Annotated in this window: 10 protein-coding genes; 3 read left to right on the top strand and 7 right to left on the bottom strand. The window is 71.4% G+C overall.

Annotated features, from left to right (window positions below):
- The first annotated feature begins 10 nt into the window (after positions 1–10).
- On the top strand, positions 11–910 hold the full coding sequence (gene sucD, locus ABZZ74_RS00530; RefSeq protein WP_356760645.1) for a succinate--CoA ligase subunit alpha: 900 nt from the start codon (positions 11–13) through the stop codon (positions 908–910).
- 52 nt (positions 911–962) lie between these two features.
- Positions 963–2504, top strand: a complete 1542-nt coding sequence (locus tag ABZZ74_RS00525; RefSeq protein ID WP_356760644.1) for an aldehyde dehydrogenase family protein — start codon at positions 963–965, stop codon at positions 2502–2504.
- On the opposite strand, the gene ABZZ74_RS00520 is transcribed toward ABZZ74_RS00525, so the two are convergent.
- On the bottom strand, positions 2494–3471 hold the full coding sequence (locus ABZZ74_RS00520; protein WP_356760642.1) for an LLM class flavin-dependent oxidoreductase: 978 nt from the start codon (positions 3469–3471) through the stop codon (positions 2494–2496). The genes ABZZ74_RS00525 and ABZZ74_RS00520 overlap by 11 nt on opposite strands.
- A 60-nt stretch (positions 3472–3531) precedes the next feature.
- Between ABZZ74_RS00520 and ABZZ74_RS00515 the strand changes: the two genes are divergently transcribed.
- Entirely contained in the window at positions 3532–3984 is a 453-nt protein-coding gene (locus ABZZ74_RS00515) for a MarR family winged helix-turn-helix transcriptional regulator (RefSeq protein ID WP_356760640.1), read from the top strand.
- On the opposite strand, the gene ABZZ74_RS00510 is transcribed toward ABZZ74_RS00515, so the two are convergent.
- From ABZZ74_RS00510 to ABZZ74_RS00485, 6 genes are read right to left on the bottom strand one after another with little or no spacing between them, the layout of a single operon-like run.
- Complete coding sequence (locus ABZZ74_RS00510; protein ID WP_356760639.1) at positions 3974–5464, bottom strand: fibronectin type III domain-containing protein; 1491 nt, start codon at positions 5462–5464, stop codon at positions 3974–3976. The genes ABZZ74_RS00515 and ABZZ74_RS00510 overlap by 11 nt on opposite strands.
- The gene (locus tag ABZZ74_RS00505) at positions 5461–6558 is read right to left on the bottom strand and encodes an endo-1,3-alpha-glucanase family glycosylhydrolase (protein ID WP_356760638.1); all 1098 of its coding nucleotides are present in this window, start codon (positions 6556–6558) and stop codon (positions 5461–5463) included. The genes ABZZ74_RS00510 and ABZZ74_RS00505 overlap by 4 nt, the downstream gene beginning before the upstream one ends.
- A complete protein-coding gene (locus ABZZ74_RS00500) occupies positions 6555–7532 on the bottom strand; it encodes a hypothetical protein (protein ID WP_356760637.1) in 978 nt (325 codons plus the stop codon). Before ABZZ74_RS00500 ends, ABZZ74_RS00505 begins: the two co-directional genes overlap by 4 nt.
- Positions 7533–7540: 8 nt before the next feature.
- On the bottom strand, positions 7541–8797 hold the full coding sequence (locus tag ABZZ74_RS00495) for an alkaline phosphatase family protein (protein ID WP_356760635.1): 1257 nt from the start codon (positions 8795–8797) through the stop codon (positions 7541–7543).
- Complete coding sequence (locus tag ABZZ74_RS00490) at positions 8794–10305, bottom strand: glycosyltransferase family 39 protein (RefSeq protein ID WP_356760633.1); 1512 nt, start codon at positions 10303–10305, stop codon at positions 8794–8796. The genes ABZZ74_RS00495 and ABZZ74_RS00490 overlap by 4 nt, the downstream gene beginning before the upstream one ends.
- Positions 10302–12722: a glycosyltransferase gene (locus tag ABZZ74_RS00485; RefSeq protein ID WP_356760631.1), complete on the bottom strand. Its 2421-nt coding sequence runs from the start codon at positions 12720–12722 to the stop codon at positions 10302–10304. Before ABZZ74_RS00485 ends, ABZZ74_RS00490 begins: the two co-directional genes overlap by 4 nt.
- Positions 12723–12850: the final 128 nt, after the last annotated feature.

The raw sequence follows: 12850 nt of genomic DNA, 5'->3' as shown, positions 1-12850 counted from the left end.
GGAGCCCGACATGGCCATCTACCTCACCAAGGAGAGCAAGGTCCTCGTCCAGGGCATGACCGGCGGCGAGGGCATGAAGCACACCCGGCGCATGCTCGCCGCCGGCACGAACGTCGTCGGCGGCGTCAACCCCCGCAAGGCGGGCCGCACCGTCGACTTCGACGAGCGGGCCGTCCCCGTCTTCGGCTCCGTCGCCGAGGGCGTCCACGCCACCGGCGCCGACGTCACCGTCGTCTTCGTCCCACCGGCCTTCGCCAAAGCGGCCGTCGTCGAGGCCGCCGACGCGGGCATCGGCCTCGCGGTCGTCATCACCGAGGGCATCCCGGTCCACGACTCCGTCGCCTTCACCGCGTACGCGAGGTCGAAGGGCACGCGGATCATCGGCCCCAACTGCCCCGGCCTGATCACGCCGGGTCAGTCCAACGCGGGCATCATCCCGTCCGACATCACCAAACCCGGCCGCATCGGCCTGGTCTCCAAGTCCGGCACGCTGACCTACCAACTCATGTACGAACTCCGGGACATCGGCTTCTCGACCTGCGTCGGCATCGGCGGCGACCCGGTGGTGGGCACGACACACATCGACTGCCTCGCCGCCTTCCAGGACGACCCCGACACCGAACTCGTCGTGCTCATCGGCGAGATCGGCGGCGACGCGGAGGAACGCGCGGCCGCGTACATCCGCGAACACGTCACCAAGCCCGTCGTCGGCTACATCGCCGGGTTCACCGCCCCCGAGGGCAGGACGATGGGGCACGCGGGAGCCATCGTGTCCGGCTCCTCCGGCACCGCGCGGGCGAAGAAGGAGGCGCTGGAGGCGGTCGGGGTGGGTGTGGGAAGCACACCGACCGAGACGGCGAAACTCGTCCTCGCCCGCCTCGAAGACCGGCCCCCGGTCCCTCATAGTTGAGCTGAGCCACGCATCCCCGCCCCCGACTGTGCACCGAGAGCGGAGCAACCCGATGGCAACCACCCTCACCCTCAAATCAGGCACGTCCTGGACCGACGCCTGGCAACGCTGCCTGGCCGTGGCCCCCGAGGCCTTCCGGGACGACCGCGTCCTCAACCTCTGGAACGCCACCTGGCAGGCCGACGGCCGGGCGCTGCCCGCCACCAGCCCCGTCGACGGCAGCCCCATCGCCGGCCCGCCCCGTCTGGACGGCGACACCGCCCACCGGGCCGTGCGCGCGGCGCTCGACGAACACCGGGCCTGGCGGTACGTCCCCCTCGACGAACGCCGCGCCCGCGTCGCGGCCACCCTCGACGCCCTCACCGAACACCGCGAACTGCTCGCCCTGCTGCTCGTCTGGGAGATCGGCAAGCCCTGGCGGCTCGCCCAGGCCGACGTCGACCGGGCGATCGACGGCGTGCGCTGGTACGTCGACGGCATCGAGCCGATGCTGGCCGGCCGGGCCCCGCTGGACGGCCCGGTGTCCAACATCGCGAGCTGGAACTATCCGATGAGCGTGCTCGTTCACGCCATGCTGGTCCAGGCACTGGCGGGCAACGCGGTGATCGCCAAGACCCCGACCGACGGCGGCCTCGCCTGTCTCACCCTGGCCTGCGCGCTCGCCGCCCGCGAGGGGATTCCCGCCACCCTCGTCAGCGGCAGCGGGAGCGAGCTGTCCCAGGCGCTCGTACGGGCGCCCGAGATCGGCTGCGTCTCCTTCGTCGGCGGACGCGACACCGGTGCGGCGGTGGCCACGGCCGTCGCCGACCTCGGCAAACGACACGTACTCGAACAGGAAGGACTCAACACCTGGGGCATCTGGAACCACTCGGACTGGGACGCGCTCGCGGCCGTGATCCCGAAGCTCTTCGACTACGGCAAGCAGCGCTGCACGGCGTACCCGCGCTTCGTCGTCCAGCGGCAGCTGTTCGACGACTTCCTGGCGGCGTACCTGCCCGCGGTCCGCACGCTCAGGGTCGGCCACCCGCTCGCCGTTGATCGGCCCGAGGACCCCTGCCCGGAGCTGGACTTCGGCCCGCTCGTCAACGCCGCCAAGGCCAAGGAACTGCGTGACCAGGTCACCGAGGCCATCGACCGCGGCGCCGTGCCGCTGCACCGCGGCAGCGAGGCCGACGCCCGCTTCCTGCCCGGCCAGGACACCTCGGCGTACGTCCAGCCGGTCACCCTCCTGAACCCGCCACCCTCGTCCCCGCTGCACCACGCGGAGCCGTTCGGTCCGGTCGACACCATCGTCCTGGTCGACACGGAGGCGGAGCTGCTGGCCGCGATGAACGCCTCCAACGGGGCACTGGTGGCCACCCTCTCCACCGACGACCGGGCCACGTTCGACCGGCTGGCGCCGCAGATCCGCGCGTTCAAGGTCGGCCACGGAAAACCGCGCTCCCGAGGCGACCGGGACGAGCTCTTCGGCGGCTTCGGGGCGTCCTGGCGCGGGGCGTTCGTCGGCGGTGAGCTCCTGGTGCGCGCCGTGACGCAGGGGCCCGCGGGGGAGCGGCTGCCCGGGAACTTCCCGGACTACCACCTCATGCCGTGACGGACGGCCGGGTGGCGTCCCCCGTACCTCCGTCCCCCGTACCCGCGTCCCTCGTGTCCGCGTCCCGTGGGCGCCACTCGGCGATCACCTCGTCCACCAACCACCGCACCACTCCTTGCGGATAGGGACGCGGCAGACTCAGTACGACATGGTTCACCCCGGCGTCGACCAGCGCGGCCACCGTCGCCCGCGTCGCCGCCGGGTCGTCGTACGACACCAGGACCTGCACGGAACGCGTGATCTCGGCCGGGTCGCGCCCGAGTTCGGCGCAGTGTGCGTCCAGCACCCGGGCGCGCTCGGCGACGAACTCCACACTGTTGTGCGGGGGACCGGGGACGTTCCAGATGTCGGCGTGTTCGGCGACCAGCCGCAGCAGCCGTGTGCCCCAGCCGCCGATCAGCAGCGGGGGACCGGGGCGCTGCACGGGCTTGGGTTCGTTGTGCGTGCCCTTGAGGCGGAAGTGGCGGCCCTCGTAGTCGAAGACGTCCTGCGTCCACATCAGCTTCAGGATCTCGACCGTCTCCGCCAGCCGCGCGACACCCTCGGCAGGCGGGACCAGCGTCAACCCGTACGCCTCGTACTCGGCGATCGCCGGATTCTCTCCCGCGATCCCACCCGCGCCCGGCGGCTGGTGCGTTCCCCCGACCCCGAGCCCCATCACCAGCCGCCCGCCGGAGATCACGTCCACCGTGGAGGCCATCTTGCCCAGCAGCGCGGGCGGACGGATCCGGTTGCTGGTCACGAGCAGCCCGAGCCGCAGCCGCCCGGTCTGCGCGGCGAGCGCGGAGAGCAGGGTCCAGCCCTCGTGTATCTGCCCGTCCTTGGGGCCGGCGACCGGCAGCAGGTGATCCCACAGCCAGGCGTCGTCGATCTCCGGCACGGTGTCGGCCTCCAGCCAGACACGGCGGAGGTCCTCGTACGGCACATGCATGGGGGTGGTCTTGATGCCGAAGCGCACAGTGGTCATGATCGTCAGCCTACTAAATCATCAGCGATACTGACGATCAGTCCCCATTACAGTCAGGGCATGGCAACAGGCGACGCGAGACCCGCTCCCCTCGAATCCCGGCTCGGCTACCTCCTCAAGCACGCCCAGGCCAAGCTGGCCCGCGCGTCGGCCGAGGCACTGGCTCCGTACGGCGTGGACGGGCATGAGCTGGCCGTGCTCGTCGTGCTCTCCGGCGACGAGCCGCTGTCGCAGGTCGAGGCGGCCGGGCGGCTCGCGGTCGACCGCACCACGATGGTGTCGCTCGTCGACGGCCTCGAGGACCAAGGCCTCGTACGGCGCCGGCGCAGCCCGCAGGACCGGCGCAAGAACATCGTTGAGCTCACGCCCGCCGGCGAGGAGTGCCTGCGGCAGGGGGAGAAGGCGCGGCGGTCCGCCGAGCGCCGTTTCCTCGCCGCACTCGACGAGGAAACGGCGGCCACACTCGTACGCGCCCTGCAGATGCTGCTGGCGGACGAGCGGGTCACGGAGTGACCGTGTAGGTCTGCACGTCGAAGGTCTGCCCGAGAGAGTCGGTCGGCGCGACGGTGACGGACGTGCCGTCGACGGTCACCTTCAGGAAGTGATAAACCTGCGCGTCGTCCGTCGGCACGGCGGCGGCTCCGCAAGCCGAGCCGCGGTCACGGCTGTAGGACCAGCCGATGCCATACGCGTCCGTCGCCGAGCAGCCGTTCTCGCCGACGGAGTGTACGTCCGCGCCGCCGCCCCCGGTGACGTACGAGGCGATCCGGCCGGGCCCCGCGGTGTTGCGCTGATACAGGTGCGAGTGACCGTTGAACACGAGGTCCACGCCACCGTTCACCAGAGTCTGCTCGACGTTCGCGAGGAAGGTGTCACTCGGCTCGCTCGCGCTGTCGGAGCGCAGCGGGAAGTGGAAAAAGGCGAACTTGGGCACGCCGGGATGCGCGGCGAGGTCGGCCTTCAGCCATTCGTACTCGGCGGATCCGTCCTGCCAGTGGGCGTGCACGTCCTGCTCGTAGATCGCACAGTGCGAGCCGCACGAACCACCCGTGGCGGCACCGGTGTTGGAGTTCCCCCACGCCGTGTCGAGCAGGTAGAAGCGGACCCCGCCGGTGGTGAAGGCGTAGTACGTCGTCGGATAGGTGATCGCGCTCGAGCCCAGGTACGACGGATAGTCGACCGGCGCCCACGCTCCGCCGGACGCCGCCGCCAGCGCCGACTGCCTCCACACCTGCAGATACGTGTTCGTCATGCTGTGGTTGCCGACGGTGCCGATGAGCGGGATGCGCATGCCCGGTTGGGTCCAGTACGACGGCCCGAACCACGAACTCACGTCCGGGCCTGTCTGGTTGAGGTCGCCGTACTGGGTCTGCGAGGTTCCCGGATGCGTGTTGTCGCCCGTCTGCACGACGAACCGCGCATCGCTCGACGCGATACGGCTCATCACGTTGGCCTGGTTCACGTTCACCGAGCCGTCATCGACCCCGGCGTTCGTGGTTTCGCCGGTGTCGCCGAGCACGTCGAAGGTGAAGGGCGCCGTGGAGCCCGCGGATTCGGGCGTGGTGAAGCTCGGGGTCGGCAGGGTGCCTAGCAGGTCGGTACCGGATGCCGTGTAGACCCGGTAGCAGTAGGCCGTGCTCGCGCCCAGCCGCGTCAGGGTCACCGAGTTGGCGTACTCGCGGGTTGAGCCGACGGTGATCGGACTGCCCAGCGTCGCCGAAGTCGCCGTGTTCGCCAAGCAGTTGCCAGCTGGGCCGTAGTGGACCGAACCGCGGCTCTGGGTCGTGGTCGCCCAGCTCACCTGGATGGAGGTCGCCGCAGCGTCCGAAAGATAGGGGGCGCGCGTCAACTGGGGCTCCACGCCAGGCAGATCGGCGTGCGCCGCCGGGGCGAACGACAGCGCCGTGCCCGCCCCCAGGACGAGGGCGAACACGGCGCCGCGGATATTGCGCAGAGAGAGTCTGCCGTGCGGGGAGGAGAGTCTCGTGATCATGTTCTTCCTTCCTTTCTCATCCTGATCCCGCGCAGCCTGGCCAGGGCCGTGACCGCGCCCACCAGCAGCAGCGCGCTGCCGGTGATGCGCAGCAGGCCCGGCCAGTAGCCGAGCGGGTCATGACGGGCGGCTCCGACGGAGGGCACCGTTGGCGAGGCCGAGCCGGGAACGCCGCGCAACCTCCGCAGAACGTCCAGGGCCTGCGTGCCGTGCCGGACGGACGGCTCCACGTATGAGTTCTCGCTGAACTCGTTCCAGCTGATCAGCCCGAGCACGTCCGGGCCCGAGGCCACGGCGGCGGCGTACTCGGTGCGCAGTGTCCGGCCGCCGTCCCGCGGCACCGACTTCGTGCCGCCCACCAGCCGGGCGTCGAAGCCGGGCGCGAAGGGCGCCATCCAGTAGCCGTGCGCCCGGTGCGCGGTGTCGGCCATCTCGCGCAGCTTGGTCTCGTGCCGGTTGTTGGTGCCGGGGTTGACCGACGACCAGTAGTAGGCGTCACCGTCGGTGACATGCGCCAGCCTGCGGATACCCGCCGGATTCTTCTCCGTGCCGAGCACCAGCATCCGTCTGCGCACCGGACCGGTGATCCGCCCGATATCGGCGGTCGAGTACTCCCAGGTGCCGCTGAACACCGTCAGCGGCCTGCCGCCGAGCCGGAAGAAGGCCGGGTCGCGCGCGTAACGGGCGGACAGCAGACGGAAGTCGGCGGCTACCCGGTCCGTCGCGAGGGGACGACGGTGGAAGTCGAGCCCCTGGTAGATGACCGCCACCTTGAAGTCACGCGTCCGCGCGACGTCCAACAGCAGCCGCAGACGGCGGTTGTTGACGGCCGAGGACTTCCAGCTCACCACGAAGCCGTCGATGCCCGCCGACCGCGCCCAGTCGACATGCGTACGGATCACGGAGGCGTCGTCGCTCGAATAGTGGCCGAGGCGGGGGTAGTCGGTCTTGGCCCGCTGCCAGGACGACGGCTCGAACCACTGGTAGTAGTACGCCAGCAGCGGCACCCGGTGTCCCTCGGCCGAGCCCGCGGACGCGGGGAACAGCCCGGCCACGGCCAGTACAAGCGCGACCAGCAGCCCCGCCCTTCTCACCCCTGCTCACCACCCCGCCGCCGGCGCATCCGCCGCCCGATCACCAGCAACCCGGCCGCCAGCACGCCCATGGTGCCCGTCGCCACCGCCAGATCGGCCCGGCTGACCACCCGGACCCGCATGCTCTGCGTCCGGGACAGCCGGACCTGCTGCACGGCCCGCAACCCGCGGCCGCCGGTGACCTCCACCTGGTACTGCCCGTGCGGCAGATCCCGCAGTGTCGCTGCCCCGTCCGCACCGAACGGCATCTCGCGCACCGAACCGTCCGGGAGCGTCACCCGCGCCGACCGCCCGGCGGCCGACCCGAAGACCGCGTCCCGTGCCGACACCGTCAGATCGTGGAACGGCGTGGTGAACACGACGTCCTGGTCGGACGCCGGCTCGAACCGCTGCCGCCCGGCGTCCACCGTGTTCGTCCCGTACGAGTCCGCCGACTGCAGTGCGTACCCGACCCGTCGAGACGTCAGTACGCTCTTGCGGTACACCGGCAGCAGTCCGTCCAGCCACACCGGTCGGCCCACCGGCATCCGCTGGGTGTGCCCGGTGTCACTGCGCACGGTCACGTACGGCACCCGCTCACGCGGTACGGCGCGACCGTCCTGGTCGACGCAGCGCACCGCCACCCGGAAGCGGGCCGTGAACGCAGCCGTGACCGTGTAGTCCCGGCGCAGCGGCAGGCCCTGCACCGTACGCCGGAACGCCTGGTCGGGATCGCGCTGCCCGGCCCACCGAGCGAAGGTGAACTTCCTTGCTTTCCGGGCCAGTTGATGGTCGACGACGGTCAGCCTGTGTCCGGCGAAGTCATGCGCGCCGATGAAGCGCGCCGTCCCGTCGGCCCCCGTGACGGCGCTCTGCCCGTCGAACGCGAAGCGCACGCCGGTCAGTTGGGGAGTGGTCCGCACGGTGAGGGTGACCGTCGTGACGGCCGCCGCCGGACTCGGCGCCAGCCCCCCGAGCACCACCCCGGCCAACATCAACCACCTCATGACATACGCCACTTCGGCCGCACCGCCCCCCACAGCAACCCCGCCACCAGCAGTGACGCCCCGCCGTACACCGCGTACACGGGCGCCGGCGGCGGACGCCGCCCCACCGGAAGCGCCGCCTCCCGCACGCCCCCGGGAATCAGCTCGGCCCGCCGGGGCGGTGCCGAGAAGTCGAAGGCGCCGGCGAGGCTGCGCGCCCGCGCCGCACGGCCGCCCAGCGGTCGCAGCCCCCAGTTGTCCGTCACGAACCGCAGCGCACTGGCCGCCTCGTAGGGCTCGTGCTGCACCTTCCCCCGTGCCACGTACGGGCTGACCAGCAGCGCCGGCACCCGCAGTCCCCGCCCGGCCGGCGGCCGCACATGGTCGTACCAGCCCCCGGAACCGTCGTACGACCACAACAGCGCGGACGACGACCAGTACTGACTGACCATCAGTTGCGAGGTGAGCTCCCGCACCAGTCGCTGCCCGGCCGGTACGGAACGAGAGGACCGCTCGCCCGCGCCCGACGACGCGATGAACGCCACCGAGGGCAGCGTGCCGCGGTCCAGGTCCCGGTAGTACTGGCCGAGATCGACGATGTGCGAGTTCAGCGTGCGGTCGTCGACGAAGCGCGGGATGTCGAGGAGCGGGACGCGCACGGTCTGGGTGGTCAGGGTGCCGGAGGAGCGGTAGGTCTGCTTCGGTTCGTAGTTCTGGACGTAGAACTTCCAGCTCACCCCCGCCTCCTGGAGCCGGTCGAAAACGGTGGGCCCGGTCAGATCGGGCGTGCCGGTGACCCAGTGGGCCCGGTTGGCGCGGGTTCCGTCGAGCGAGGAGGCGAAGAAGTGGTCGAAGAGTCCGTAACGGTCGGCGGCGTTCCAGTAGAAGGGCAGGTCGCGACGGTCGTAGTGGCCCATGGCCATGCGCCCGTCCCGGCCCTGCCGCTCGAAGGCCGCCACGAAGGCGTCCATCCGGCCGCCGTCGTACTGCTGCCGCACCAGGCGCGGCCCTGCCCCGGGCGACAGGGGCGGCGAGCCATGCAGCGGATACGGCGAAACCAGGCCCGCGTTGGGGTGCGCCGGGTCGAGCGGCTGGCGCATGTCCGCCGTCAGTCCGTCGGCTCCCGGATAGGTGCCGAAGTAGTGGTCGAAGGTGCGGTCGCCCTGCATGAGATAGACGAAGTGCTCAATCGGCGTGCGGGGATGCGGAGTTGACGCCGTCGCCGTCCCGCTGGCGGTCACCAGCAGGATCAGTGCCACCAGGAGCACCCTCATGACACCCTCACCCGGTAGATCACGACCACCTTCACCCCGCCCCGGTTGCGCGCCGTGAACACCGCCGTCCCGTGGTAACTCCCCACCAGTCGCTCCAGCTTGGCGGTGAAGAATGGTGTGCGTTCAGCCGTGTACGCGTCCCATACCAGGTACTGGAAGTCGCCGTCCCTCAGGGCCCGGTCCGGGTTGGGGACCGCCCGGTAGCTGGGATTGCGGCGCGCCGGGTCGGGCGAGACGGACAGGGCGGAGACCGGACAGAACCCGTAGTACTGCACGACGTTGGCCATCGACGGGCCGATGGCCAGCAGCCGTGAGCCCTCCGGCGCGTGCTCGCGCACCCACAGCCCCGCCTCCCGCCCGCCGGGCAGCCCGCCGGTCCCGGCCAGGAACCGGGTGCTCGTCTGCGGCTGGATGCGCAGCCAGGACGGCGCCGCGAGCGAGGCCACGACCAGCCAGACAGCCGCGGCCGCCGCGATCCGCCGCGGGCGTCCCCACCGGGAGAACGAGGTGAGCGTCCGCCCGGCCAGCACGGCGAACACCGGTGCCACGGGCAGCAGATACTGGAACCCCTTGACCGGCCACACCGTGAAGAACAGCGCGGGCACCACGACCCAGCACGCCAGCAGCCGCTCCCTCCAGGTGTTCTCGCGCCGCAGCCACACCAGCCCCGCGACGGCCGCCACGATCACCAACGGGCCCACGGCCCACGGGACTTCACGGCCGTAGAAGGAATAGGGGTGGTTGGCGCGCCGGAACATCTGCCACAGCAGGTAGCTCCCGCCCGCCCGCGCATGCCCGGCCAGCAGTTGCGACAGCGGATGGGCCACCGCCACCACGCCGATCACACCCAGCGCCGGCAGCAGGTGCCGCCAGCGGGTGCGTACGGCCGGGGTCAGCGCGAAGAACGCGTACAGCGAACCCAGGAAGACGATCGACGTCTCCTTCGCGAGCACCGTGAAGCCGAGCATGCCCCCGGCCGCCAACAGCCAGCGCGGGGACGGCGATTCGGCGTACCGCACCACGCAGTACAGCGCACCCGTCGCGCACAGCGTCATTGGCGCGTCCAGCAGCACCTGGCGGCTGACTACGACGTGGTACGGCATCACGGCCAGCAGCAGCGCTCCGACGAGCGCGGCCCGCCGCCCGTACAGCCGCCGCCCCAGCCCGTACGTCACCGCCACCGTCGCCACCCCGAGCAGCGCCGGCACCGCACGCGCCGAGAAGTCGCTCTCGTGGACGCGCAGCGCGAGCGACACCAGCGACTGGAAGAGCACCGGATGTGCCCTGAACACCGGGAAGAGCGACCCGAGTCGACCGTCGCCGGCGAGCGAGGCCGCCGTCCCCGTGTACACCGCCTCGTCGCTGTTGAAGCCGGTCGCGGTCAGGTGCCACAGCCGCAGGAAGGCCGCGAGCAGCAGTACGGCGGCAAGTGGCGCGGCAGCCCGCACCCCGGCGCCGGAGGGGGCCGGCGCCGGGGCGGTGCGGGATGCTCGCTGGGTGACGGTCACGCGGCCGGGCTGCGCCTGGGCTGTAGCCCCCACCGGGGCCAGGCCTCGGCGGCACGCACGGTCACCTGCCGCTCCTCTCCGGCCAGCAGCCGGGGTATCTCGTCGGCCCACCCGAAGCAGTCCGAGGCGAGCACCCTGGTACGCACACCGGACAGGAACCCGGTGAGGATCTCCCGCTCCCGGGCCCGCAGTTCGGCATGGTCCAGACCGTCGATGCGCAGCGCGGGCGCGAGGTAGCGGTAGGGCGGGAAGCCGTACGCGTCCTCGGTGTTGACCAGCATCCGCTCCAGCGCCACGTCGGCGTCGAGGTCGTACAGGTCGGGCGCACCGCGCTCGATGATGAACAGGTCCCGCACCTCGGTGCTGGACCCCAGCCGGCAGGGCACCAGCCGGTCGACGCTGTACTTCGGCGGCGGCACCAGGATCTGGGTGATCGCGTTGATGCCCATGATGGGCAGGTTGAAGCGGGACAGCATCAGGGCGATGGACCGCCCGCCCTTGGAGTGCAGCCGCGACTGGAGGTTCAGCCGCCGCCACTCCTTCCGCGTCAGGTCCTCGGCCTGCACGGCGCGCAGCGTGTGCGCGCTGATGGTGAGCGGCTTCGGGAAGCAGACGGCCCCTCCGGTCGCGTCCACGACGGTCATGTCGTCGGACAGGAACCGCCCGCCGTGCTCCCGCAGCAGTCGCAGTACGGTCGCGGTCTTGCCGGTGTCGGTCAGTGCCGACAGCATCACCCCGCGCCCGTCGAGCTCCACGCACGCGGAGTGCAGCAGCATCCGCCCGCGCGAGATCAGCACGAAGCGCAGCAGTGCCTCGACGACGTTCGTGTACACGACGTGCGGTGAGCGGGCCAGCAGCGGACCGACCTCGACCGTGATCGGCGGACCCAGCCGTACCCGGAAGTTCGCCCCGAACCGGCCCAGGTGCTCCTCGTAGCGCAGCGCCGCCGTGTCGCTGTGGTCCTCGGTCAGCGCGGCCCGCCCGCGCGGCCTGCGCCGGCCGACGTCGCCCACGCGCACGGCGATGTCGACGTCGCCGTCCGGAATCCACTGCGCCCGGAAGAACTCCAGCTCCGGCAGCCGGATCTGGGAGCCGATGGTGACCGTGCCGGCGACGTCGTAACGGTACGGCAGGTACACGGACCGCTTCCTGCTCACCGGTGCGGTCGCAGCATCGGCGTCGACGAGCATCTTCACGGGATCGCGCCGCTGGACCTTCCTTTCGCCGCCGCTGTAGATCATGCGGTCGCTGATCAGGAAACGCAGGACGAAGAGCAGGACGAGCGTGAGGGCGTTCGCGGTGAGTACACCCACACCGGCCACCACGAGCCACTGCAACAGCGGCAGCCGGGCGATCAGGAGCAGGTTGTTCATCGCGAAGAAGCGGCCTGCCCGCCCGTACCAGGCGCCCTTGCGCTGCCCGTGCCGGTAGACGGCGGCATCGGTGAGGAGGAAGTTCCAGGCGGTGGAGAACTGCGTCGCGAGCGCCGCACCCAGCAGATGGTGAACTCCGAGCACGTCGAAGAACAGCCACAGCGCGGCCGTGTTGACCGCGACACCGGACAGCCCGACCAGCCCGAAGGAGACCATCCGCATCATCTGCCGCTGTCCGCCCGCCACTCCGCGACGCAGCCGCGCGACATGCCGCACGAAGGCGAGCCCCTCCCGCAGCGAGGCCTTGGACCGGCCCGCCTCGCGGGGTGCGAAGGTGTACGCCACCTCGGCGACCCGGGCGGCAGGATGCCGTGCCAGGATCTCCAGAAGGATCTTGAAGCCGACCGGTCGCAGCCGCTCGACGTCGATCGCGTCCCGGCGGAACGCGAACAGTCCGCTGAGCGGATCGCTCACGGTGGCCAGCCGGCGCGGGAAGGCGGCCTTGACCAGCCGGGTCGCGGACGACGACGTCGCCTGCCGCCCGGCGCCCGCGAGTCCCTCGGACTGTCCGGCACCGGCGTACCGGGTGCCGACGGCGATGTCGACGCCCTCCCGCATCGCCGTCCTGGCCAGCAGCGCGGCCGCCTGCGGCGGATGCTGCAGATCCGCGTCCATGACCAGCACCCAGGTGCCGCGCGCGGCCCGGATCCCGGCCACCACGGCTCCCGACAGACCGCCCGCACGCAGGCCGGGCGGGCGGTGCAGGACCAGGACCGGGACGGGGCAGCCCGGCGCGAGCGCCGCCATCTCCTCGACGGTCCCGTCGTCGCTGTCGTCCACGAAGAGGATCTCGGCCCCGAGCGGGGCGAGGGCCGGCCCGAGCCGGGCCAGCAGCAGTGGAACGCTCTCCTGTTCGTCGCGGGTTGGTACGAGCACGGTCAGCCGGGGTGCGGCACCGTCGCCGTCACCCCCGCCGCCGAGTTCCCGGAGACCCTTCGGCACCCCGTCGTGGGCAGCCGGAAGGGAATCGATCGCGTGCGCCATGGAGCCCCCTGAACGCGTGCCGTCGGCCGAGCGGCGCGACGGACACCGACGACCGCCCGCGGACACGGGCGGAAGGAAACGAACGGTGACCCTCGCGGGCGTACGGTCTCGACGCGACGCGGGGAGGT

This window comes from Streptomyces sp. NPDC006476 (genome assembly GCF_040612015.1).
Taxonomy (GTDB): Bacteria; Actinomycetota; Actinomycetes; order Streptomycetales; family Streptomycetaceae; genus Streptomyces; species Streptomyces griseorubiginosus_B.
The sequence above is the reverse complement of the archived record's forward strand: the minus strand, read 5'-3'. Positions and strand labels throughout refer to the sequence as shown.

Excerpts from the sequence above, each read along its gene's own strand:
- ABZZ74_RS00520 (WP_356760642.1), bottom strand. The coding sequence starts at position 3,471 with ATGACCACTGTGCGCTTCGGCATCAAGACCACCCCCATGCATGTGCCG.
- sucD (WP_356760645.1), top strand. The coding sequence starts at position 11 with ATGGCCATCTACCTCACCAAGGAGAGCAAGGTCCTCGTCCAGGGCATG.
- ABZZ74_RS00500 (WP_356760637.1), bottom strand. The coding sequence starts at position 7,532 with ATGTTGGCCGGGGTGGTGCTCGGGGGGCTGGCGCCGAGTCCGGCGGCG.
- ABZZ74_RS00515 (WP_356760640.1), top strand. The coding sequence starts at position 3,532 with ATGGCAACAGGCGACGCGAGACCCGCTCCCCTCGAATCCCGGCTCGGC.
- ABZZ74_RS00525 (WP_356760644.1), top strand. The coding sequence starts at position 963 with ATGGCAACCACCCTCACCCTCAAATCAGGCACGTCCTGGACCGACGCC.
- ABZZ74_RS00510 (WP_356760639.1), bottom strand. The coding sequence starts at position 5,464 with ATGATCACGAGACTCTCCTCCCCGCACGGCAGACTCTCTCTGCGCAAT.
- ABZZ74_RS00495 (WP_356760635.1), bottom strand. The coding sequence starts at position 8,797 with ATGAGGGTGCTCCTGGTGGCACTGATCCTGCTGGTGACCGCCAGCGGG.
- ABZZ74_RS00485 (WP_356760631.1), bottom strand. The coding sequence starts at position 12,722 with ATGGCGCACGCGATCGATTCCCTTCCGGCTGCCCACGACGGGGTGCCG.